The sequence below is a fragment of the Enterococcus saccharolyticus subsp. saccharolyticus genome (assembly GCF_029023825.1).
Lineage (GTDB): Bacteria > Bacillota > Bacilli > Lactobacillales > Enterococcaceae > Enterococcus_F > Enterococcus_F saccharolyticus.
In genome coordinates this window covers 1,151,032-1,175,679 of record NZ_CP118957.1, presented here as the reverse complement: position 1 = coordinate 1,175,679, position 24,648 = coordinate 1,151,032, and the positions used below count along the sequence as shown (strand labels likewise).

The window sequence follows — 24,648 nt, the reverse complement described above, 5'->3', positions numbered from 1 at the left end:
TTCCTATCTATTCCAAGCCATTACGAGCAATCACTTGTTGATACCAATAAAAGCTGTCTTTTTTGATACGCTTTAATTCTTTTAGTTCGTGGTCTGTTCGATCAACATAGATAAAACCATAACGTTTGTTAAATCCTTGATGCGTGCTCACAACATCTATAGCAGACCATGGTAAATAGCCAAAGACATCCACACCATCTGTAATTGCTTCTTGAATCGCTTGGATATGTTGCGTCAAATATGTGATACGTTCTGGATCATGAATCGTACCGTCCTCTTCCAGTTTATCTGGCGCACCATAGCCATTTTCAGTGATTAAGATAGGTAAATTATAGCGATCATATAATTTACGTAAAGTTAATCGTAAACCTGTTGGATCAACTACCCAACCATAAGGTGTTTTACCAACATATGGGTTTTCAGCTGCGCGATAAACACCTTCTTCACCAAGCATAATTTGTTGGTCTCCTGCACGCGCTGAAACATCGGAACCATCATTCTTACTTGCAGCAATGGTTGCTGTTGAATAGTAATTTATCGCAATAAAATCCGGTGCTCCCTCTTGCAATGCCAAAGTATCTTCTGAAGTGATTGTAGGATACCACTGACGATCATGTAGATATTTTTCAAATAAATAGTTATGTTTTCCACGAACGGCTGCATCTAAAAATGACCATCCGCGTAAGGTCTCCCAATTATGAGCAGCAATGGCGTCATCTGGTGAAGCTGTTGCTTGATACATTGCTGTTAAATTAATCGCTGGTCCAATTTTCCCTTTTAAATTTAATTCATGATACAATTTAAAGGTTTTCGCTTGCGCAACCAGTACAGCATGATTCATCTGAAACAATTCTTTTTTGCTTGGCAATTCACCATTTTCGGGAATGCCAATCGCCCCTGGATGTAAAATCATGGTATTTTGCTCATTGATTGTTAACCAATAGTTAACTTGATCGCCGTAAGCTTCAAATAAAACGTTAGCATAAGTTAAAAAGGCATCACATGTTTCTGGATTTTTCCACCCCCCTTTTTTTTCTAAAAAGTAAGGTAAATCAAAATGATACATCGTAACAATCGGTTCAATACCTTGCTTGAAACATTCATCAATCACCTGTTGATAAAAAGCCAGCCCTTTTTCGTTTATTTCTTGGGTTTCTACATTTATAATTCGCGTCCAAGCAATTGAAAAACGAAAAGCTTTCAGTCCTAATTCAGCAAATAATTGAATGTCTTCTTTATAATGATGATAAAAATCGGATGCCACATCAAAATTAGCAACATCTTCTGGATGAAGATATTTGTCAATAATAGACAATAGTTTCCCATCAGTATCAAATGCCCCTTCTGCTTGATAGGCACTAATTGACGCTCCCCATAAAAAATTAGCTGGAAAATTATCTAACTGTTTATATTGCATGGTTGTCTCCTCCTTGTTGAATTACCAGCAACGGTTCTTGTGATACCATGGAACCAATTTTTTCTCGAATTGTAAATTTATCACTATTCGTAACGATTAGAATAACAGTATCATCATAACCATTTTGTTTAATTTCTTCAAAGTCTACTGACATTAATTCCTGACCAACAGACACATAATCGCCTTCTTGAACAACTACATCAAACGGTTTTCCTTTGAGATTCACAGTATCAATTCCTACATGAATTAATACTTCTATACCGTCTGAAGAAACTAAACCAATCGCATGTTTGGATTCTAATACTGTCAAAACAGTGCCTTCTATTGGAGAGACGATTCTGTTTTCTTCAGGTTGAATCCCCACACCTTGCCCTAAAAGTCCTTTAGAAAAGACATTGTCATTAACTTCTGATAAGGGAATCACATGCCCTTTAATAGGATTTTTCAGTGTGGTTTCTCCTTCTATTTGTTGCTCTGACACTTCTTCACTTGGATCTTCAAATCCCATGAAATAAGCAATCACAAATGTTGCTCCAAAAGAAATCAGACATGTCACAATCGCATGAACAATATTCATTGGATTTTCACCAATAAAAGCAGGTAAGGCTGCTAAACCAGGTGAGACAAAGGCATAACGTACAAGTCCAGATAATCCAGCATACAATCCCCCAATTGCTCCACCAATCATCGAAGCAATCAATGGTTTTTTCAGTTTTAAGGTTACACCATACAAAGAAGGTTCAGTAATACCCATCAATGCCGTAATTCCTGCTGATGTTGCTAATTGTTTCAATTCTTTGTTTTTCGTTTTGAACGCAACAGCAAATGTTGCTCCTGATTGGGCAATATTCGATGCTAACATTCCGGGTCCATTGACCATTTCGGAACCATTTTTACTCAATTGCATCGTCGCAATCGGTGTCATCGCCCAAGCCGTTCCAGTGACAACTAAGAATGGTTGCAAACCACCCATTAAGAAAGGAATCAACCAAGCAGCTTTATCATTAATCCAAGAAGCACCGGTTGCTACTAAATCATTTAATAATGTTCCAAAAGGCCCAATCACCACAAGTGCTAATGGTCCCATAATTAAAAAGACTAACATTGGTTTCGTAAAAAATTTAATAAATGACGGAGAAATCCATTCAGCAAAACGTTCGACATACGACATAATCCAAACTGTAAAAATGATTGGTAAGACAGAACCGGCATAATCAGCAGCCAATACGGGAATTCCTAAAAATCGGACCGGATCTCCTGTTGAAAATAATTGTGCAATATTTGGATGTAACAAAATCCCTGCGACCGTCACCGCTAAAACAGGACTTACTTCAAATTTGATAGATGCTCCATATGCTAACAGTACCGGCATAAAATAAAATGCCGCATCTGCTACTGTATTTAAAATAATATAAGTTTGACTAGTATCAGATAACACGCCGGTTAAAGTTAATACAGCTAAAATAGCTTTAACCATCCCTGCACCTGTAATTGCTGGAATCATCGGTGTAAAAGTAGTCGAAATTACACTAATAAGTTGTGAAATCCAACTTTCTTTTTCGCCCACATTTCGCTGAACTTTTGTAGTCCCGACACTTTTCTGAATTTCTTTGAAAGCTGTTTGCACTTCATTTCCAATGATAACTTGATATTGCCCTCCACTATCAACGACACTAATAACCCCAGGTGTTTTTTCTAATTGCTGCGTATTTGCTTTACTTTTATCTTTTAATTCAAACCGCAAACGAGTGGCACAATGTGTTAGACTAACCACATTTTCCTTCCCACCAACTAATTCTAAAACCTTTCTTCCCACTGCTTTGTAATCCATTTTCTCTACTCCTTTCAAATAAAAAGGACCAAAACAAACGAGACTCATCGAAATGAATCCATCGCTTGTCTTGGTCTTGCCTGCATCATCAGTAACACGCCAATAACATTATTTGTCAATTCATAGTACCACACAATGAAAAGGATTTCAATGACAAATCAGCAAGCTTCTTATCGTTTTTTACTTCATGATTATTATATGTTTTTCGGAACAATCATGAAAGAAAAAATGTATACTTTCAAGGCAAAGGTCATTGCGAAGAATGTTCAACGAATTGTGCTGTCAAACATGATGTGAAAAAGAAAGACTAAATAAAAACCAGAGATTGCCTGTTTAAGAGCAATCTCTGGTTTTTATTCTTTATTTGTCATGACTACAATTAGACTTTCATCGCACGTTCATTAAAATCCGCCACTTCCAACCAACTCGTTGGATTACAATACTGTTGTGTGACATATTCAAGAGTGATTGGCACAGGTTTAACATCTTTTACTTCTCGCTCACTTGCGCCACATTTTTTATCATAATTCGTTGTTCTTCTGGAAATCTTACAGGTTGTGGCATGTGTTGCAAATAGTCTGTCAGAATATGCACATCTAATTCTTCACCCGCAAATAATACCTCCGCCTGTTTGAATGCCTTATAGCCATCTTTGCCAATACCTACAAAAGAATTGGTTGCTAGAATATAGTTTTTATTTTCATCGATAGCTAACAATCGGTCACCTTTGATCAGTTTTGACTCAACTAACTGTTGTCCTTTTGGTTTTTCATAGTCATAAGTAACTTGCAACTGTGATACTTGGGGGTACAAGCCCTTTTGTAAAGCATCCATCAACATTTTTCCAGTAATTGATAAGACTTTTAACGTTTTTGAAAAAGGCAAAATTTTAACAATATCGCCAAACGTGACTTCACCAGCGGGTAATGAATTACGAATACCACCACTGTTGACTACTGCAAAGTCTGGCGAGAATCCTTGTTTTTGCGCATGATAAAAATAAGCATCTGCAATAATATTTCCTAGAACTGTTTCTGATTTTCGTAAAGCCAAGCGATTACCATCGATTTTTTTCGCATTATCGACAATCTTTTGAGTGGCCAATTGGTGTCGTTCATATTTGATTGTTTCGATTACTTCCTGCACGGCAGAATCTACTTGTGGATAAGCAGCTATATCATGCAGACAAGCCGTAACCTGCTGTAATTCACCTGACACTGTATCAAATGTCAAGTCTACTTGCCCTAAGTATTCCCCATAACTGCCTGCTTGAACAATCACTGTTTCAAATTGAGTTTCTTGGTGACGAATTTTTAAAGGTTCTTGTAGTACACGGTGAGTATGCGCACCAACAATTAAAGAAATACCGGATACTTGTTCTGCGAGTACTGCATCTTCATTATCACCTAGATGACTCAATAGAATAATTTTGTTAATCCCGTGTGCATGAAACATGTTGACCATTGTTTCAGCTGTTTGTTTCGGGTCTGCAAAAATAATGTCTTCACTTGGCGATGCACTTTCGACAGTACTTGGGGTGGTCATACCGAATAACCCAATACGCTCGCCATTTTCTAAGTCCAACATTTGGTAAGGCACTATTTTGGTTCCTACATAGTCTTTTAAATCCGCATCTTGTGTACAAATAACGTTGCTACTAATCATTGGAAAATGAATAATCTTTAAAAAATCAGCCAATGCTTTTGAGCCTAAATCAAACCCATGATTGCCAAATGTCATCGCATCATAGCCCAACATATTCATTAATTCTGCTTCTTTTTTTCCTTGATACATGGTGAAATACATGGTTCCTGAGAAAACATCGCCACTATCGACTAATAATGTATGGATGTTCTTGCTAGTATTTTTTTGTTTGATTTCTTGAACTAATGCTGCTCTTTTTCCAAATTCCTCAAGGTAAGAATGCGTATCATTCGTATGTAAAATACATAAGTTTGTTTTGTTCATCAGCTATCTTCTCCCACTCATATTTCTTTAGTGTGCTTAAAATCTTACTCTTTCAAAATCATTTAATCAAGCAACTATGATAAAGAAATATTCCAATTTTTATGATGTTTTTTACTTTTATCCTATTTGCAATAATAGTAGTGTTAATATTTGGTTATAAAAGAAAATATCTGAACGAGATGATGCTTCATCGTTCAGATATTTCATCGTGACATAATTATGCTAGTTTGTATAAACGTGCTTCAAATGGACGTAACTTTGCAAAATCATAATCCAAATAATTGGAGACAATCAATTGATTGTCTGAGAGTTCGTCTAATGAAACAAAAGTTTGTGCTTCTTTACTTAAATTGACAACCACCGCATAGGTTTCTTGTTCATTTGCCCGTTCGTAATAAAAAATTGGCTCCGCTTCTGTTTCAATATAACGAAATTCTCCGTTAATAAAAACAGGATGTGTTTTTCGTAAATCAATCAAATATTTATAAAAATGAAAAAGAGAATGCGGGTTTTCTTGTTCTAACTTCACGTTAATCGCCCCTTTATTTTGGTTGACTTTTAACCAAGGCGTCACTTCAGAAAAACCAGCGTACTCAGACCCATCCCATTGCATTGGTGTCCGTGCATTATCACGTGTTACAGCTGAAATCATTTCCATCGCCTGCGTTTCAGAATAACCACTTGTTAGCAGTTCATTATACATATACAACGTATCTGTAGCATTAATTTCATTAATTTCGTGAAATGCAGTATTCGTCATGCCAATTTCTTGTCCTTGATAAATAAATGGCGTTCCTTGTAATAACATAAATGCCATTGCTAATGCTTTACCTGAAATAGTTCGGTATTCTGGACTGTCGTCACCATAAACAGATACGCTTCTGGGAATGTCATGATTTTCCATATATAATGCATTCCAGCCTTTACCATTCGCACATGCTTCTTGCCAACGAACTAACGCCTCTTTAAATTGTTTAAAAGGTAATTCGTCACTGGTTTTACGCCATAACCCGGTGTGTTCAAATTCAAAAATCATATTGAAATAGCCATCTTGTCCTACCCAAATTTCAGCTTCTTCAGCAGTTACACCAGAGGCTTCACCGACAGTCAATAAATCATGCTTTTGAAAGATAGTTTTTAATTCTGTTAAATAATCACCGATACCTGCAACATTTTGGAAAGCTTTAAACGGGCGTTGTGCATCATGATTCGGCGTATCCCATGAAGCTTTTTTAATATGTGAAATGGCGTCAATACGAAAACCATCAATTCCTTGATCTGCCCACCACTCAATCATATCAAAGACTTTTTTCTTCATCGCCGAAGAATCCCAATTTAAGTCCGGTTGCTCTTTTGCAAAGGTATGGAAATAATAGGCTTGTCTGACGTCATCATACGTCCAGACAGATCCACCAAAAATCGATTGCCAATCATTCGGTTCTTTACCGTCAACAGGTTCATGCCAAATGTAGAAATCTTCGTAACCAACTGTTTTGTTTCTTGATTTTTCAAACCATTCATGTTGGTTCGATGTATGATTAATGACCAAATCCATAATAATTTTAATATTCGCTTGTTTTGCCTCTTTGACCAAAGCTTGAAAATTTTCCATTGTACCAAAATCGCTAGAAATCGCACAATAATCAGAAATATCATACCCGTTATCAAAATTGGGTGAGGCATAAATAGGCGTAATCCAAATAAAGTCTATCCCCAAATCTTTTAAATAACCTAATTTTTCACGAATTCCATTAATATCACCGATACCATCATTCGTTGAGTCTTTAAAACTTCTCGGATAAATTTGGTAACCGACTGCTTCTTTCCACCATGTACTCATTATGACCCTCCAAAAAATTATTTTATTAATAGCTTTATTATAACGCTTTTTTAGTTCAGTAATCTATAAATTATTTAGAAACCTAGTAAACAGAAAGAGGGCATACAAGGGTACTTTATTCTTGTATGCCCTCTTTTTTATTTCCACAATATATCCATAAATAATTGATTTTGTTTTTTCCAAGTTGTTTCGTTATGTCCGCCATTTTTTTGAACATGGATATAACTGGTACCACCTTGTTGGACCAATTGATCGTTGAAGTAGCCCACGTCAGCTAATACTTGCTCGCGTCCTGCAATTTCACGCTCACCAAAACTAAAATACACACGGGTATCGGGAGAAATATTATGATGAAACCATTCTGCTTTTAACTGATCCAGACACAAAGAAATCGACGGTGACAAACAAGCTGCTTTTGAAAAATAGGAATTGTAAGCAATCACACTGTAAAAAGCCATCAAACCACCCATTGAGCTTCCTCCAATGGCTGTTGCTTCACGAAAAGGATACGTCCGGTACGATTCATCAATGTGCGCCTTTAAATCATGTACAACCCAATCCATCAATTTATCGCCATAACCGTTCATTGTACCAAAAAAACTGGTTTCAATAGGATATGGACAATATTCATCTAACCGTTCATTGCCATTATGACTGCATTCAATACCGACAATAATTAGTCGTTTGTCATATTGTTCGAGAAAATCTTTTAATCCCCATGAGGTACCATACGTCGCATCGTGATCATTAAATAAATTATGACCATCATACATATACATGACAGGATAGCGTTCCTCACTATCTGCATAATCATCTGGCAGATACACATGAATTTGTTTGAATGTTTGTTTCAATGGAAAATAGTGCTCAAATTTTTCTATCATCGTATGTTCCTCCTTTTTTTCAAATTCTAACACGATGCAAAAATCCTGTCACTTATGCGACAGGATTTTCCACATTAATACTCTTTTTTTATAACCATTTCAAGATTCTTCAAGTCACAATACGTTGCCGTTCCTTGAATAGCTAAAGTCCATTCACCTTCAAGGAAAAATCGTCCAGTAAAAACAGTTAATCCCTCATCTGCAAATATTTCAATGCTAGAATGATCGATAAAAATGCGTAAGGTATGAGCTACTGTTACTTGACGAACAGCGGGCAACGGGCGAATACGCTTCAACTAAAATCTCATTTTCTTGACAATAGCTAATTAAATCACTGGGTGTATGACCAATATGCGTTAAAATTTGATTTACCATTGGTTTCACGGTGCCATTTTTAAGTAAGTTTTCAATATCTACTTGGGCAAAATTTGAGACACCAATGGCACGTAATTTACCAACTCGGTAGGCTTCTTCTAAAGCTTGCCATGCTGCTAAATCCCCTTCGAAGAAATGTTCACCATTTCGAAAGTCATTCCAAGACTGTGGGCTGTGAATAATCATTAAATCAATATAATCAAGTTCCATCTTTGCCCATGATTCATCAATTGCTTGTACAGCTGCTTCATAAGTTTTAATTTCAGCAGCTAATTTATTTGCTGAACCGCAAATTCACTATTTGTTTGGATTAGTATTAAATAACTTGTCTTTTTACGAAGAATGAAAGAAATTTAAAACTAATTGCTTGATATTTTTGCCAAATACCATCCCCATAAATACCATTGCACCCACTAATGCAATACACACGACAAAAATTACCGAATGGATTTTGCTACTCATCGCTAATATGTGCGATAATCCGATGAAGCATAGAATACAGACGACTTCCATCGCGAATGTCGCTTGCAATACTTTTAAGTAATATCTCCGAACATAGCTCAATGGATGAATATCGAATGTTTTTGTAATAAAGCGATAGACGCCTATGACTGAAATAATTAGACTAGCAATAGAAGCTAAAGACATGCCCATTCCTTCAAAAAAATAAACAAGCGGAACTTGGCATATCAATTTGAAAAACAGCACTTGCGTCGTAAAATAAATTGCTTTTCGATGGGCATTCAGGGCTTGCAAAATCGATAATAAAACGGTAAAGATACCTGTCAAAAAGGTTGCGGCAATCGCCAAAGCTAAGTACATACTACCCTCTAGATTGTAACCAAAAAAGATGGTATTCAATGGGATTGACAATAAAATCATACCGATAGAGGATGGTAATAATACTGTCAATGACAAACGTAGTGTATCTGAAATACCCGTAAGCAAATCCTCTTTTCTTCTTAAGGTACTCAACAACGGCAATGATGTCACCGTAATTGAACCAATGATTGAAAGCAATAACGGCGTTAATTTATTAGGATTAGCAGAAGCAAAGGTATACAGAGTTTCTAATTGCGCCTGACTCATAATTGGTTTTAAAAAGTGAATAATCGGTTTCAATGATACTTGGTCAATTAATTGCATCAAAGAAACCACAGAACCCACATACACAAAAGGCAACGATTCTTTTATAATACCTAAGGTGACTTCTTTTGATTTCCGCAGATAGTGCAGTGGTAAAATAAAGAAATCTCGTAAACGAAACAATCCTACACGTTTTCCTAAAACGACTAAATAAATAATTGCTACAATACCACCTACACAAGAAGCAAAGGTACTAATAACTACCGCAGATAGAATATCACCTCCTGCCACAACACGTATATAATAAGTTCCTCCAATAATAACTAGTACTCGTACCAATTGTTCGATTACTTGAGAAATTCCAAAAGGCATGATTAAGTTTGAACCTTGGAAATAACCACGAATTGCACTTAATATTGGAATAATTAACAACGAGGGACATAAACTACGAATCGCATAAATGGCGGCTTCTTGATTGGCAACAGGACTAATTTTACTTAAAGCTGGCGCAAAAATAAACATTAAAATGGTCGAAATGATGCCTATTACTTCCATAACAGCTAATGCGCTCCGAAAAAGTTCTCTGGGTCTTGATTGATCTTTTTGATGACTTAATTCCGCGATTTTTTTTGCAATCCCACTAGGAAAACCTGCTGTTCCTAAAGATAAAAATAACGCATAAGGAAGATACGCTACATTATATAAGGCTTGCGCTTGGTGTTGGTCTTGATAATTTCCCATAAACATTAACCATGGAATCAAATAGACAATTCCTAATATTTTACAAATCATATTTGCGGCCGATAGCCAAAATGTTCCTGATACTAATTTATTTTTCAAAGTTATTCTCTTCTTTCTCTCAATTGCATTAACTTTATCTAACTTTGATGCATCGCGCAAATTTATTTGTAAAATAACTAGAAAAATTTAACATTTTCTTAGACTGTAATTGACTCTTTTAATTTTTCAACCGTTTTCTCACCAAAGCCATTCACTTCTTGTAGTTCTGCTATCGATTTGAAATTGCCGTTTTCTTCTCGATAATCAATAATAGCTTGCGCTTTTGACGGCCCAATTCCGGTGAGTGTTTGTAATTCTGTGAGCGTTGCCGTATTAATATTGACTATATTCATTGGAGAGGAACCCTCGCTAGCTGTTGTTACAGTAGGTATCGGCAAATCCTTAGCTTCTTCTTTATTCGGCACATAAATCATTTGCTGATCCGTTAATTTTTCTGCTAAATTTAATTGACGTTCTTCTGCTTTATCCGTAAATCCACCAGCTAACAGCACAATTTCTTCTACCCGAGCGCCCGGTTCTAGTTCATAAACGCCCGGCTTTTTTACTTCACCTTTAATATCGACAACTATTTTTGCTGAACTCGAACTAGACGTTGTTTCCATCGTAAAAGTTTCTGACTGTTCCATTGGTAATTCCTCCCAATCAGAAACGGTGGCTTTTTTGGGGACAAAGATATAAATAATACTGATTGCAACAATAATAACTACACAAACTGGAAGATACTTTTTATATTTTTCAATTTTATACATCAAACCACTCCTTTCACTACTCAAATACGAAAAAAGTGCTACTTTCTTTTTTGAAAGTAGCACTTTTTTTAAATAAATTGAGTCATTTCTTCGACTGAACGAACCGTATAATCAGCAGCAACATCTTCTAATAATTCTTCTAAATCATAAAAAATAGATTGAACACCCGCATTTTTACCTGCGTCAACATCCATTGTACGATCGCCAATCATGACAGTTTTATTAGGATTCATTTGATATTTATCAACCAAATAATTCAAAGCAGCGGGATTGGGTTTTCTAGGAAAATTATTTTCAGGTCCCACAATTTCTTCAACTAAATGAAGCATTCCTTCTCGTTCTAATAATTCTTGCGTGGATGCTACTAAGCGATGGGTTAAGATATAATTTTTCTTTCCTTTTGCAACGATTGCTTCTAAGATTTCTTTCGTCCCGGGATAAGAGACTGGAATCCGTGGATCATTGGCTTCGTGTTTTTTATAAACCTTCGTAAACTCATCAAAGTCTAATTGATACTTTTCTGCAACTGAAGCAGATGATTTTTCTTTTAAAATTTGATAAATTTCCCGACGATCCGCTTGAATACCATAATCGTTTAATGTTGCCATAAAACCATCTAATATCACAGGATACGAATCATACAATGTGCCATCAAAATCCCAAATATACTCTTCAAACATAAAATAAAAAACTCCTCTAATTCTTAAATGAATGGATTGGTGCTGGAATGCGTCCTCCACGTTGAATAAAGTCCGTTGACTTCGCTGGATTTGTCTTCATTACTGGAGCCGTTCCTAGCAACCCACCAAATTCGATCATATCACCTACTTGTGCCCCGCTCGCAGGAATGATACGGACTGCTGTGGTTTTGTGGTTAATAACACCAATCGCTGCTTCATCAGCAATCATCGCAGCAATTGTTTCAGCCGGTGTCTCACCAGGAATCGCAATCATGTCTAAACCAACAGAACAAATAGCCGTCATCGCTTCTAATTTTTCAAGATTCAACAAGCCATTTTCTACAGCTTTAATCATACCAGCATCCTCAGATACCGGGATAAAAGCACCCGATAAACCGCCGACATGATTACATGCCATGACGCCACCTTTTTTCACAGCATCATTTAGTAACGCTAAAGCAGCAGTTGTACCATGAGTACCTACCGACTCTAAGCCCATTTCTTCTAAAATCAATGCCACACTATCACCAACAGCTGGGGTTGGTGCTAATGAAAGATCAACAATCCCAAAAGGTACATTTAAACGTTCAGACGCTACACGTCCAACCAATTGACCCATACGTGTAATTTTGAAGGCTGTTTTCTTTACTGTTTCAGCAACAATATCAAAAGATTCACCTTTAACTTTTTCTAAAGCACGTTTCACTACACCAGGTCCACTAACGCCGACATTAATGACACAATCAGCTTCACCAACACCATGGAAAGCTCCTGCCATAAATGGATTGTCTTCTACTGCATTTGCAAAAACAACTAATTTTGCACAGCCCATATCAGATGCTTCTGCCGTGTATTTAATTATTTCACCCATTAACTTCACTGCATCCATATTAATACCAGTTTTGGTTGAACCGATATTAACAGAAGAACATACAAAAGAAGTTTCAGCTAATGCTTGTGGAATCGATTCAATCAATGCGCGATCCGAACCTTGATACCCTTTTTCTACTAACGCACTATAACCACCAATAAAGTTTACTCCTACTGTTTGTGCTGCGCGGTCTAATGTTTTGGCAAATTTTACGCAATCTTGTGCTGTTGCACGTGACGCAGAAGCTACAATACCAATGGGTGTGACAGAAATACGTTTGTTAATAATTGGAATACCATATTCCATTTCAATCGCTTCGCCCACTTTTACTAAATCTTTGGCGCGAGTAGTGATTTTTTGATAAATTTTTTCGCAGGCTGCGTCTACATCAGCATCCATACAATCCAATAAAGAAATCCCCATCGTAATTGTACGAATATCTAAATTTTCTTCTTCGACCATGCGAATTGTTTCTAATATTTGATTTGTTTCCATGATTTGCCTCCTGATTATAATTTGTGCATCGCTTCAAAAATTTCTTCATTTTGAATACTGATCGTTACGCCTAGCGCTTCGCCAACTTTTGATAATTCTTGACGTGTATGCTCAAAATCAGTTTGCTTATCCATTTCTAACATCATCATCATTGTAAAGTATTCTTGCATAATCGTTTGTGTCACATCTACAATATTTATTTCTAATTCAGATAGTTTTTGACTAACTCCTGCAATAATTCCGACTTTATCTTTACCAATAACCGTTAAAATAGCTCTCATCAACGATTCCTCCTTGAATTTTTTTCTATTATAGCATACCTTTCGTCCCCTCACGATAGCTACCTTCAAAATAAATGTAAATATTTTCTGAATATTTACAAAAAAAGCCAAGAAATTCGAGAAGAATTTCTTGGCTTTGATTCGTTATATACTAATTAGTCTAAAATAGTTACTTGAACAGTACGACGACCCCAAGCAATACATTGTTCGTAAGTTGAGAAATGAACGTCAACGATATTTCCTTTAATCGCACCACCTGTATCACTAGCAATGGCTTCTCCATAACCTTCAACATATAGTCTTGTACCTAATGGAATCACGCTTGGATCAACGGCAACAGCCATTGGGTTTGTTAATAGGTTTTGACCAGTCGCTGTAATTGTTCCGCCGCCTAATGTATCAGCAGGATCTGAACTATAAGCAGTTGATTCCATTGTTAATGTACGACCAGAATGACTTTGTGTTGTTTGTTCAGGTTGTGCTTGGACTTCTGTTTGTACTTCTGGTGTTTCAACAGGAGCAGAAACACTTGCAGCAGAACCATCTGTGTTAATCTTTAATTGTTGACCATCAAAAATAATATTTGGATTAGCAATATTGTTGTCTTGCGCAATTTTATGAACATAGCTAGCATCACCAAAGTATTGGATTGAGATGCTTGATAATGTATCATGTGAACTTACTGTATGTTCTACTTGGTCAGCGTTTGCTACCAAAGAAAAACCTGTGATACTGAAAAATGCGATACTACCTAGTAAAATTTGTTTGAATTGTTTCATTATATATAGACTCCCTTAAAATCAAAATTTTGTATTGCCGAAGCAACTGGATAAATATTACCAAGAGTTCGACCTCTTTAGGTAACAAAGAAATGACGAAATGTTTCAATTTGATGTAATTTTCATTTTTTTGTCATTTATTACCATTCTTTCCAAAAAAAGGTTGATTTAACAAGGAATCGTTTTTATTGCTTTATTACTTTTTGTAATAAAAAAAATTAAAAAATATCAAAAATCGGTATATTCAAAAAAAAAAATCGCTTTTTTATATGAATTGTTACAAAATATCAACTTTTATGACAAGTTAACGGCAGGAAAATCAGCTAAAATTTTCAGTTTTCTACTATATAATATGTTAAAAAAGTGTGCCTCCTGATTAGGAAACACACTTTCTTCTATTAAAAGAGTAATTTTTCAATTCGATCAAAAGCTTCTTTTAACTGTGTGATATCTTGTGTCACTGCTAAACGAACATGTGTGTCGCCAGTTGTGTGACCAAAAGCTTTGCCTGGAATCATCAACACATTGGTTTCTTTTAATACTTTTTCCACAAACGCAACCGACGTTAAGCCTGTCTTCTCAATATTAATAAACGCATACATCGTGCCTTTAATTTCACCTAATGAAAGAAACCAAATCGCGTCCACTCGCTTTTTGACATATTCTAAACGTTCTTGAAAAACAGCTGCTACTTTCGGAACTAGTTCGTCAGCATGCTGTAGAGCATAGATTCCTGCTTGTTGTGAAATAGACGGTGCAGAAAAGGTCACATTTTCATTAATCTGACGAACAACATCGTTCACATATGCGGGCGCAATCATATAGCCAATCCGCCAACCAGTCATGGCAAAGGCCTTAGAAAGCCCGCTAAATGTAATGGTATGCTCTGGTGCAAAAGTAGCCATGGGTGTAAAGTCTTCATAAAAACTCAATTCCTCATAGATTTCATCAGAAAGAATAAACAACTCATTAGCGATTGCTAACTCTGCAATACCTTTAAATATCGCTTTCGAAAAGACCGCACCAGTTGGATTATTCGGCGAATTAATCAAGATAGCTTTGGTTTTATCTGTAATGGCTTGTTCTAAAATCGTTAAATCAATTTGAAAACCGTCTTTTTCATACGTTGGAATAAAAACAGGGACACCCCCTGCTGCTTCAACTTGTTCTTTATACGGTGAAAAATACGGTTCATGAATAATCACTTCGTCGCCCGGGTCTAAAATCGCCAATAAAGCGAGATATGTTCCATGCATCGCACCGACTGTTCCACGCACCTGATTTAATTCAAAAGATAACCCATAACGTTTTTGATAATGATCAACAACAGCTTGTAAAAATTCACGACTACCATCAGAAGCGGTATATTTCGTATGACCAGCTGTTGCATCGACAAACGCCGCATCAATAATCGCTTGATCGGTAATTAAATCGGGATCACCAATCGATAAATCAATGAGATCTGTTTTGCTTTTAGCTAACATTGCAATATCCATTAATAAATTTTCTGTTGGGTGTTGGTATTTTTTTGCAACTTTTGATGCATCCATTTTTTGCATCTCCTTTGGTTATAACACTTTATTTAAGAAACTTTGAGTCCGTGGATTTTGCGGATTTCCAAAAATTTCTTCTGGTGTTCCTTGTTCTTGAATAATTCCTTCATCCATAAAAATGACGCGGTCTGCCACTTCTCTGGCAAAGCCCATTTCATGAGTAACTACGACCATTGTCATGCCATTTTCTGCTAGGTTTTGCATAACTGCTAAAACTTCTCCAACCATTTCTGGATCAAGTGCCGACGTTGGTTCATCAAACAACATCACATCTGGATTCATCGCTAAAGCACGTGCAATTGCCACACGTTGCTGTTGGCCTCCAGAAAGATTTGCTGGATAACTACTACTTTTTTCTTTTAAACCAACTTGATCTAATAATTTGAATGCTTTTTCTTCGGCTTTTTTCGGCTCTTCTTTTCTTACTTTAATTGGGCTAATCGTTAAGTTTTCTAAAACAGTCTTATGTGGGAATAAATTAAAACTTTGGAACACCATTCCCATTTTTTGTCGTAACTGATCGATATTTGTTCCTTTATCTAAAATATTGGTTCCTTCAAATTCGATACGCCCCTCTGTTGGTTGTTCAAGTAAATTCAAACAACGTAGAAAGGTACTTTTTCCGCTTCCTGAAGGGCCAATAATCACGACAACTTCACCGGCATGAATCGTTAAATCAATACCTTTTAATACATCGTTTTTGCCATATGCTTTGTGTAAATTTTGAATATTAATCACTTGTGCTCATTCTCCTTTCAGCAACACCTAATAAACGAGAAAGTGTAAAGGTTAAAACAAAATAAATCAAGGAAACAATCACGTAAGGTAAGAATGGTTTGAAACTTGCTCCTTGCACGTTACCCGCTTGGAAAATTAATTCAGACACACCGATAACCGACACAACAGAAGATTCTTTAATAACCGTAACAAACTCATTACCTAACGCTGGTAAAATATTTTTAATCGCTTGTGGGAAAATAATAAAACGCATCGCTTGCGCTTGGTTCATGCCTAAAGAACGGGCTGCTTCTAATTGCCCTTTATTCACAGCAGTAATGCCGGCACGAATAATTTCCGCAACGTAAGCGCCACTGTTCAAGGCTAAAGCAATACACCCTGCAGCCAAACGTGACATATCAATTCCTAAAATACCCGTACCAAAATAAACAATAAAGATTTGCACCAATAACGGCGTACCACGGACATATTCAATATAAATCGTTGCTAAAATTCGAACAAATTTTGATTTTGCTAACTTCATTAATGCTAAAAAAGCACCTAAGATGGTTCCAAACAATACGCCAATAAAAGCTAAGAAAATCGTATACCCTGCGCCATTGACATAAAATTTATAATATTTCGCAAAAAAACCTTGTTCATCATGAAACATTAATTCATTGGCTTCTTTTTTATACGCTTCTAACAAACCTTGATCTTTAATCTCTTTAATAGAAGTATTAATACTTTCTAACAAGACTGGGGCATTTTTCGGGACAGCTACTGCCGTATCTTTATTGCCATCTTTAAATTCCACATCAGCAAATACTAAATCCGAATTACGATCGACATACGCTTCGGCTACGGGGCCTTCTAAAATAGCAGCATCTACTTTTTTATTTTTCAAATTCATGATGACATCTGGTATTTTTTGTAAAGAAGTTGGAATCGAACCGACTAATTCATTTTGTGCTAATGCTTCTTGTGTTGTTTGTTTTTGTACACCTACTGGAACGCCATCAAAATCTAGCGTGTTTTGATATTTATCTGCATCATCTTTACGGACAATCACACGTTGTTTCATCGTCATATAGGTATCCGAAAAATCAACTTCTTCTAAACGCTCTTCAGTGACTGCCATACCAGAAATAATCAAATCAATTTTTCCTGTTTTTAACGCACCTAATAACGCATCAAAACCTAATTCTTCAATATGAAGCTTGACACCCATATCATCCGCAATTTTCTGAGCAATAGAAATATCAAAACCAACAATGGTATCTTTTCCATCAATTTCTGCATGAAATTCGTAAGGGGCATAGTCTGCCGATAACCCGACCACCAATTCTCCTTTCTGTTGAATTTTTTCATAATATGGATCAGTTGTTTCTGCTAGTACTGTTGTTAATGGAATAAATTGAATCAATAGCAAGAAAACTGGCAATACAAACAACCAAAATTTTTTCATTTTGTTCACAATGACTTCTCTCCTTTGACTTGATTAAAGGATGTATTTTTATACATCTTTTGCAACCTTTTTATAATACCACAGAACATTTTAAAGGAAAAGTCCTTTATCAGTCCTTCGTCGCATTTTCTAATATCTAAATAAAGAACACAAATTATTAGTTTTTGCCTTTAATATCATGAGAAAAGAATGTAAAATAGTGAGTGGTATAACAAATTATATTGATAGGAGGACATTAACATTGACGGATGAAAAGAAACCGCTCTTAGAACCGATTCCTTTTCATTTTTTTGAGGAAAAATTCGAGTCCTATGACCAATTATTAAGAATGATCACGCAACAACCTTTTGTTCCAGAATATGCAGCATTTATTTCAATGATTCATCTTGCTCCTATCCCAATACTCTTTATGGATGATACTCAAAAAATCCTGTATATCAATGAAGCTGGTATGCATCTCACACATAAAAATAGAGAAGAAGTGATTGGACAAACGTTGGATAATATTCATCCAACCAACCTCCATAAAACCGATATCCAGCGAATTTGGAAAGAAGGAACTGCGATAAATGGTTGGAATGGCACCATTGATTATCAACATTATTCTGGTGAAAAACGAACACAATGGATACAGTTTATTCACTTTCCTGCACCTCAAGGTAAACGTCCTTATTATGGTCTTTTCTTTTTAGACAAAATCGTTGTTCGAAAAACCGATGAAGTGACCGCTCATCTAACCTATACTGATCCTGTAACTGGTTTAGCAAATTTTAATCAATTTGCATATGATAGCGATCAAATTGAAAAACACGAAACCATTCAGCCTTGTGCTGTTGCTTTATTTCGTTGCAGTAACATTGCTGAAATTGCCGTTCTTTATTCTAAAAATGTTCGCAAAATAGTTACCTTTGAAATGGTACACAGAATCCAAGAACTTTTACCAGAAAAATATAAATTTTATCGTTTATCTCGGGAAATCTTTTGTATTTTTGCCGCTCCTTTAACAGATATAGAGGAATTTAAGCACTTATTAGAAAATATTCGAGAACAATTATTACAACCCGTTCCGGTTGCTGACCAAACCATTTTAATGGACTTTGAAATTGGCGTTGCTCATTTTCCAGAAGAAACGACAGATTTTTGCTCACTACTTGAAGATGCTGAAATCTGTTTAAACGAGCATCAGCAAAAGAAAATTATCTATTATTCAAAAGAAATGACACAAAAATTCGTAAAAAGTTTAAAAACAGTGGCCAAATTAACATCAGCTATTAAAAATGATGCGTTAGAAATGTATTATCAACCATTATTCAATCATGAAAAACAAATTGTTGGCGCGGAAGCTTTACTTCGCTGGAATGATCCAGAATTAGGCTTTGTCCCGCCAAATGAATTGATTAAATACGCAGAAAAACATGGTCATACTTCTGAATTAGCCTATTGGATTTTTGAACGAGTATTCAAAGACAAAATATATGAAACGATTCCAAATGTATCGATCAACATTGATGTGACGCAAGTCGAACAACCTAATTTTTTCAAAACTATTCAACACCTAGTTAAGAAATATCAGGTTGTTCCTCAACGAATTATCTTGGAAATTACTGAACATCAAGCGTTCCAAGAGTCTCCCATTGCCGTAAAAGTGATGGAAGATTTAGAGGGTATGGGGTTTAAAATCGCTCTCGATGACTTTGGTGTCGGTCATTCTGCATTAGCACTATTAGGAAAATTGCCAGCACATATTGTCAAAGTAGATGCGACTTTCATTACAGAGCAGAGTACACAAACGACCAACGGAATCATCGCCGAACACATTGTGGCTTTAGCGAAGCATCTAAATTTAAAAACATGTTGTGAAGGTATTGAATCAGAAAATGATGCTACACTTGCTCGAGAGATTCATTCCGACTATATGCAAGGCTATTTATTTAGCCGCCCCTTAGCTATTCATGACTTCCGACAATTTATTGAAAATTTTACGATTAGTGATGAATAAACATACAACTGATGAGAGAAAGAAGTGGAGAAAAAGATGCAACAATTGATTGTTAGAGGAGCACCACAAGAATACGAATGCCGCGTTGGCGCATGGCAAGGTCTTGAAGACCATCTACTAAAAAGAAAATTAAGCAATGTCTTGATTCTTCACGGAAAAAAATCTTGGGAAGCCGCAAAACCTTATTTTCCTTCCCTGACAACGATTACTTGTCGCTTTGAATATTATGGTGGCGATTGCACCGATGACAAAACAGCTTTTTTTGCGCAACTCATTCAACGAGAACAAATTGATGGCATTGTGGCAGTCGGTGGCGGAAAAGTTGCTGACTTAGGAAAAGCAACGGCAAATCAAGCGCATGTACCGATTTGTATCTTACCAACTTTAGCAGCAACATGTGCTGCATACACACCACTAAGCGTCATCTACTTTGAAGATGGGTCAATGGATCGTTATGATGTCTTCAATCAAGCAAATGCGTTGGTTTTGATTGAACCAGAAGTGATTTTACATTCACCAGTTGAATTAATGGTTGCTGGAATTGGGGATACTTTAGCCAAATGGTATGAAGCAGAACCAATTATTGCACAGCTTGCTATCAAACCAATTGAAGTCCAAGTTGCTGAATTTGCTGCGAAAAAGTGCCGTGACGTCTTATTAGCTGATAGTTCGGATGCATTACTGGCAATGGAAAATAAAACTTTAATACCGGCCTTTTTAAATGTATTAGAAACAAATATTTTATTAGCCGGCATGGTTGGAGGTTTTGGTGATGACTTTGGACGCACATCTGGTGCTCATTCGCTGCACGATGCGTTGACTATTTTACCAGGAAGTCATGTCCACCTACACGGAAACAAAGTCGCTTATTGTATTTTAGTTCAGTTAGTCATTGAAAATAAATTAACCGAAATTGAGCAGTTATTCCCTTTTTATCAACGATTAAATTTACCCATTTCATTAAAAGCGATGGATTTACACTTAACTGATGAAGAATACCAACGTGTAGCTGAGCGTGCATCCTTACCTGGGGAAACAATTCATTTATTAAAAGAAACAATTACACCGGATGTAATTGTTACCGCAATGAAAAAACTGGAAGAATTAACTATTAAAGAAGCTACACTATTGTAGCCCTTCATTAAGAAACGCTCCGAACAAAAAAAGACACAACTTCTTGAACGTCAGTGCCTCTTTTTTTGTTCGGATCATTTTTCTGTTAGTAGGTATCATTTAAAGGAACAAGTATCTAAATGGTCGTTCACCATACCAATGGATTGCATAAAAGCATAAACACTAGTCGTTCCTAAAAATTTAAATCCTTCTTGTTTTAATTGTTTGCTGATAATGGTCGATAATTCCGTTGCTGAAGGAACTTCTTGGCTATTTTGCCAATGATTGACGATGGGTTGATTGTCTACAAACTGCCAAATAAACGTATCAAAGCTACCATACTTCGCTTGAACCGCGAGATAAGCTTGTGCATTATTAACGAGTGCTTCAATTTTTTTACGATGACGAATCACACCAGGATTATTTAGTAAAGCAACAATTTTTTCTTCTTGATAAAGTGCAATTTGATCGTAATCAAATTGATCGAATGCTGCTTGCATACTGGCTCTCTTTTTCAAAATCGTTGACCAACTTAATCCTGCCTGCATACTTTCCAAACTCAACATTTCAAAGAGTTTTTCTTCGTCATTTAATGGTTTTCCCCATTCTGTATCATGGTATTTCTTATCTAATTCATTTTTTACCCAATCACATCGTTTCATCGCTATTCCTTCTTTCAGAACAAAAATAAAAAGAGCATTAGCGCTCTTTTCATTTTTCAATTTTTTGGATTGCTGGTACAACCGTTTGTAAGAAGTTATCTTCTCCAATCGTATTGAATTTAAAGATTACGCCCTGACTTCCTCCTGTAGTAATAACCGTCACATGTGTCTGTTCAACATTGCTAGCCACAGTTAAATGCAAACTCACTCGATTATCTCCTAGCCAGCTATAACGTTCATAGGCACGAATAGCAATTTTTGTGTCTCCAATTTGGCACTCGGAACTTTCTTCTAAAGAGCACGTACTACTTCCCTGTTCAATGGTTTCGCTAAGATAAGCTAATACTTCTTCAAACGTACCAGTTACATCTGCTTCATATATTGCCATGTTCATTCACCTCATTTTTGATGACTTATGCAACGCCCCAAACTTCTCTGGCAATTTCATTGACCAATTGAATCTTCTGCCATTGCTCGTCTTCTGTAGAAGCAAAACCACATTGCGTGCTTAGACACAACCGCTCCAAAGGAATGTAGGTTGTTGCTTCCTGAATTCGTTTGATAATTGTTTCTTTATTTTCTAACTCGCCTGTTTTCGTCGTGATTAATCCTAAGACAACTTGCTGGTGTTGAATCGCTGCTAATGGTTCAAAACCGCCATTACGATCACTATCAAACTCTAAAAAAAAGGCATCTACTGGAACTTGAAATAAAGAATTCATAATTGGTCAGTTAGCTCATTCAAGTCACTTGCATAACGACCAATACATTTTGGGTCACAGAATAAATTCCAACTAGTATCATCTAATTGAAGATAACGACAACCTTCATCGTAAAAAGTTTGAATCCCTTCTTGATAGGCAACCACTAAATCCTCAAGTAACGCATCAATCGTTTCGTAGGTTGGATGTTGATTGTATTTTTCATTTAATAAAGCACCTAATAAAAAAGCAATGCCTAAAGCTGGGATCGTTTGTTTAGCAACGACTCCCGTTGGCGTAATTGATTGCAAATAACGAAAATCGGCTAGAAATGGATGCTCAGGATTCCAAGCAACTTTATGGGCGATCCAAGCATTATCTGGTCGCGTTTTCTTCCCGTGAAATTGAATACCATCGCTTGCGACAAATGATTCGACACCCAGTAGGCCTTCAATAAAATCTAAATGCCACCACGAACGACGAAATTCACCATCCGTAATAATTTTTTGTCCGATAGCTACTTGTTTTCTACTAATTGGCGAATCTCTTGATCTTCAATGAATCGTAACTCACTTGCATCAATCGTCCCTTCTGCAAATTCTTTTCGGGCTTATTTGAGTGTTTCTGTACGTAAAAAGCTTCCTACAACATCATAACGATAGGGACATTCAATTGAATTCATCAGCTCACTCTTCTCTCATTTTTTAATCATTTTTTCATATGACACTTTATTTTTAGTATAAAAGAGCGCATTATTGATGTCAATCACCCATCTAATCAATCCCTACTGTTTGACTACGGCGTTCCATTAATACAGAATCACGCCACACACCAAAACGATCTTTGCCAATTTTTTCTCGGTAGCCCACTTGACGAAAACTACATTTTTCATGTAATTGAATACTTCCTGTATTATTGGCAAAAATATCTGCTTCCAACATCCAGAAGCCAGCTTCTTCTGAGACAATCACTAATTGTTGCAATAAATGTGTTGCGACACCTTTCCCTTGATAGTCTTCGTCAATATAAATACTGACTTCTGCTACCCCATGATATTCTGGAATTTTTTCATACGCTTGTTTTAAAGATGTCCAGCCAATCACCCGTTCCTTATCTAAAGCAACTAATCGACCAGTTAATAAACGTTCGCGATTAAACTCTTCATAAGTCAATGTTTCAACATCAAATGTGGCTAAATTGGTTTCCATTCCTTGTCGATAAATGTCATAGACCCTTGACCAATCGGTTGCTTTCATTTTTCTTATTTTCATCTTCATCAAAAAACTCCTTTCATCATTATTCTCTTATAGATAGCAAACGATTGCAACTAATCACTTCAATAAGAACATACGTTTGCCAACGGATGAAAATATGCTATACTTTAACTAAAAGGATGTGTGAATGATGGAAACAAATCTTGAGCGTGTCTATAAAATGACTTTTGCTAGTGTGTATCCACTCTATATCACAAAAGTAGAGAAAAAAGGACGCACACAAAAAGAATTAGATACAATTATCGAATGGTTAACAGGGTTTGATACTACAACCCTTCAAAAATTGATAGCTGAACAAGTGACCTTTGAAGAATTTTTCAAACGTGCCACGCTAAATGAACATGCCCCTTTAATTAAAGGTGTCATTTGTGGTGTTCGTATCGAAGACATTGAAGATCCTTTAATGAAAAAAATTCGTTATTTGGATAAAATTGTGGACGAGTTAGCGAAAGGTAAAAAACTAGAAAAAATTATGCGCTAATTCAACAACCAAACAATCCGAACGATTGAGAGTGACCTAAGACTCACTTATTCGTTCGGATTGTTTCATTTTGCCATTCTTTTGCCAAAATACCATAAACCAGCGTATCTGACCATTCACCCTTATTCCAAAAATCTTCTTTAAAATCGCCTTCTTTACGCATCCCCAGACGTAAACAAATTTTTTCGGAGGCTTGATTGCGCTTGTCTAATATCGCTTGAATGCGATGAACTGTATATTCTTGAAATAGTTCCGTGATAACAGTGCGTAGAGCTTCTGTGGCTAAGCCTTTGCCATTGTATGCCGGGTGAAAAACATAACCAATTTCCAACGTTTCTCTCATTTCTGTATAAAAAACGGAAATGCCCCCTATCACTGTCTCTTGCAAACAAACAGCTATCTGCAAGCTAGTTTCTTGTGTAAGCTGTTGTGCTTGTATTTTTTTAGTAAAGGCTGCTTGTGCATTTTCTGTCGTCCAGGGCTCATGCAATAAATAACGACAAACATCGGCTCGTTGATAAATTGCAAACGTATCTGCGAAATCGTCTTGTTCAAATGGACGCATCGTTAATCGCGCTGTTTTTACTTTCATCGGCTCCCTACTTTGGTATTATTATACCTTT

The 24,648-nt window shown here is 36.3% G+C and carries 24 protein-coding genes and 1 pseudogene; 3 read left to right on the top strand and 22 right to left on the bottom strand.

The genetic code is table 11. The features are described from left to right. Positions 1–7: 7 nt before the first annotated feature. The 16 genes and pseudogenes from PYW32_RS06080 to PYW32_RS06010 all read right to left on the bottom strand — a co-directional run bounded on the left by PYW32_RS06080 (position 8) and on the right by PYW32_RS06010 (position 17,804). Positions 8–1,417 (bottom strand): glycoside hydrolase family 1 protein, encoded by a 1,410-nt coding sequence (locus tag PYW32_RS06080; RefSeq protein ID WP_016175210.1) that lies wholly within the window; start codon positions 1,415–1,417, stop codon positions 8–10. Then, complete coding sequence (locus tag PYW32_RS06075) at positions 1,407–3,248, bottom strand: beta-glucoside-specific PTS transporter subunit IIABC (RefSeq protein ID WP_016175211.1); 1,842 nt, start codon at positions 3,246–3,248, stop codon at positions 1,407–1,409. The genes PYW32_RS06080 and PYW32_RS06075 overlap by 11 nt, the downstream gene beginning before the upstream one ends. 489 nt (positions 3,249–3,737) lie before the next feature. Further along, positions 3,738–5,216, bottom strand: a complete 1,479-nt coding sequence (locus PYW32_RS06070) for a bifunctional metallophosphatase/5'-nucleotidase (RefSeq protein WP_016175213.1) — start codon at positions 5,214–5,216, stop codon at positions 3,738–3,740. Between the two features lie 217 nt (positions 5,217–5,433). Continuing rightward, a complete protein-coding gene (locus PYW32_RS06065) occupies positions 5,434–7,056 on the bottom strand; it encodes a glycoside hydrolase family 13 protein (RefSeq protein ID WP_016175214.1) in 1,623 nt (540 codons plus the stop codon). Between the two features lie 137 nt (positions 7,057–7,193). Further along, the gene (locus PYW32_RS06060) at positions 7,194–7,940 is read right to left on the bottom strand and encodes an alpha/beta hydrolase (RefSeq protein WP_016175215.1); all 747 of its coding nucleotides are present in this window, start codon (positions 7,938–7,940) and stop codon (positions 7,194–7,196) included. 74 nt (positions 7,941–8,014) lie between these two features. After that, entirely contained in the window at positions 8,015–8,218 is a 204-nt protein-coding gene (locus PYW32_RS13370; protein WP_071859176.1) for a GH32 C-terminal domain-containing protein, read from the bottom strand. Continuing rightward, positions 8,214–8,591 (bottom strand): annotated as a pseudogene (locus tag PYW32_RS06055) (aldo/keto reductase); the annotation flags it as partial. The gene PYW32_RS13370 and the pseudogene PYW32_RS06055, both read right to left, overlap by 5 nt. A 57-nt stretch (positions 8,592–8,648) precedes the next feature. Then, positions 8,649–10,241 carry a putative polysaccharide biosynthesis protein gene (locus tag PYW32_RS06050; protein ID WP_016175217.1) on the bottom strand — a complete coding sequence of 531 codons (1,593 nt, stop codon included), beginning with the start codon at positions 10,239–10,241 and terminating at the stop codon, positions 8,649–8,651. A gap of 98 nt (positions 10,242–10,339) precedes the next feature. Beyond that, positions 10,340–10,951, bottom strand: a complete 612-nt coding sequence (locus PYW32_RS06045) for a helix-hairpin-helix domain-containing protein (RefSeq protein ID WP_016175218.1) — start codon at positions 10,949–10,951, stop codon at positions 10,340–10,342. A gap of 68 nt (positions 10,952–11,019) precedes the next feature. Beyond that, positions 11,020–11,631 (bottom strand): HAD-IA family hydrolase, encoded by a 612-nt coding sequence (locus tag PYW32_RS06040; RefSeq protein ID WP_016175219.1) that lies wholly within the window; start codon positions 11,629–11,631, stop codon positions 11,020–11,022. A gap of 16 nt (positions 11,632–11,647) precedes the next feature. Then, positions 11,648–12,997, bottom strand: coding sequence for a PFL family protein (locus tag PYW32_RS06035; RefSeq protein ID WP_016175220.1), 1,350 nt, complete (start codon positions 12,995–12,997; stop codon positions 11,648–11,650). Positions 12,998–13,011: 14 nt separating this feature from the next. Next, positions 13,012–13,278 carry an ACT domain-containing protein gene (locus tag PYW32_RS06030; RefSeq protein ID WP_016175221.1) on the bottom strand — a complete coding sequence of 89 codons (267 nt, stop codon included), beginning with the start codon at positions 13,276–13,278 and terminating at the stop codon, positions 13,012–13,014. Between the two features lie 155 nt (positions 13,279–13,433). Continuing rightward, the gene (locus PYW32_RS06025) at positions 13,434–14,057 is read right to left on the bottom strand and encodes a 3D domain-containing protein (RefSeq protein ID WP_016175222.1); all 624 of its coding nucleotides are present in this window, start codon (positions 14,055–14,057) and stop codon (positions 13,434–13,436) included. Positions 14,058–14,455: 398 nt separating this feature from the next. Continuing rightward, a complete protein-coding gene (locus PYW32_RS06020; RefSeq protein ID WP_016175223.1) occupies positions 14,456–15,607 on the bottom strand; it encodes a pyridoxal phosphate-dependent aminotransferase in 1,152 nt (383 codons plus the stop codon). Between the two features lie 18 nt (positions 15,608–15,625). Continuing rightward, entirely contained in the window at positions 15,626–16,348 is a 723-nt protein-coding gene (locus PYW32_RS06015; RefSeq protein WP_016175224.1) for an amino acid ABC transporter ATP-binding protein, read from the bottom strand. Next, positions 16,341–17,804 (bottom strand): ABC transporter substrate-binding protein/permease, encoded by a 1,464-nt coding sequence (locus tag PYW32_RS06010; RefSeq protein ID WP_016175225.1) that lies wholly within the window; start codon positions 17,802–17,804, stop codon positions 16,341–16,343. Before PYW32_RS06010 ends, PYW32_RS06015 begins: the two co-directional genes overlap by 8 nt. Positions 17,805–18,036: 232 nt before the next feature. On the opposite strand from PYW32_RS06010, the gene PYW32_RS06005 reads away from it, so the two are divergent. Together PYW32_RS06005 and PYW32_RS06000 are read left to right on the top strand one after the other, a co-directional pair. After that, positions 18,037–19,794: an EAL domain-containing protein gene (locus PYW32_RS06005; RefSeq protein WP_016175226.1), complete on the top strand. Its 1,758-nt coding sequence runs from the start codon at positions 18,037–18,039 to the stop codon at positions 19,792–19,794. A 36-nt stretch (positions 19,795–19,830) separates the two neighbouring features. Further along, complete coding sequence (locus PYW32_RS06000; protein WP_016175227.1) at positions 19,831–20,928, top strand: iron-containing alcohol dehydrogenase family protein; 1,098 nt, start codon at positions 19,831–19,833, stop codon at positions 20,926–20,928. 95 nt (positions 20,929–21,023) lie between these two features. Here PYW32_RS06000 and PYW32_RS05995 read toward each other — a convergent pair whose 3' ends face one another. The 5 genes from PYW32_RS05995 to PYW32_RS05980 form a co-directional block, all read right to left on the bottom strand. After that, positions 21,024–21,569: a DNA-3-methyladenine glycosylase I gene (locus tag PYW32_RS05995; RefSeq protein ID WP_016175228.1), complete on the bottom strand. Its 546-nt coding sequence runs from the start codon at positions 21,567–21,569 to the stop codon at positions 21,024–21,026. 49 nt (positions 21,570–21,618) lie between these two features. After that, positions 21,619–21,957: a DUF6054 family protein gene (locus PYW32_RS05990; protein ID WP_016175229.1), complete on the bottom strand. Its 339-nt coding sequence runs from the start codon at positions 21,955–21,957 to the stop codon at positions 21,619–21,621. A gap of 25 nt (positions 21,958–21,982) precedes the next feature. Next, entirely contained in the window at positions 21,983–22,291 is a 309-nt protein-coding gene (locus PYW32_RS13315; RefSeq protein ID WP_016175230.1) for a uroporphyrinogen decarboxylase/cobalamine-independent methonine synthase family protein, read from the bottom strand. Further along, positions 22,288–22,581 (bottom strand): hypothetical protein, encoded by a 294-nt coding sequence (locus PYW32_RS13310; protein WP_016175231.1) that lies wholly within the window; start codon positions 22,579–22,581, stop codon positions 22,288–22,290. Before PYW32_RS13310 ends, PYW32_RS13315 begins: the two co-directional genes overlap by 4 nt. Positions 22,582–23,043: 462 nt before the next feature. Beyond that, a complete protein-coding gene (locus PYW32_RS05980; protein ID WP_016175232.1) occupies positions 23,044–23,547 on the bottom strand; it encodes a GNAT family N-acetyltransferase in 504 nt (167 codons plus the stop codon). Positions 23,548–23,674: 127 nt separating this feature from the next. Between PYW32_RS05980 and PYW32_RS05975 the strand changes: the two genes are divergently transcribed. Continuing rightward, on the top strand, positions 23,675–24,025 hold the full coding sequence (locus tag PYW32_RS05975; protein ID WP_016175233.1) for a DUF2200 domain-containing protein: 351 nt from the start codon (positions 23,675–23,677) through the stop codon (positions 24,023–24,025). Between the two features lie 43 nt (positions 24,026–24,068). Here the strand turns inward: PYW32_RS05975 and PYW32_RS05970 are convergent, their stop codons facing one another. Continuing rightward, entirely contained in the window at positions 24,069–24,617 is a 549-nt protein-coding gene (locus PYW32_RS05970) for a GNAT family N-acetyltransferase (protein ID WP_016175234.1), read from the bottom strand. Positions 24,618–24,648: the final 31 nt, after the last annotated feature.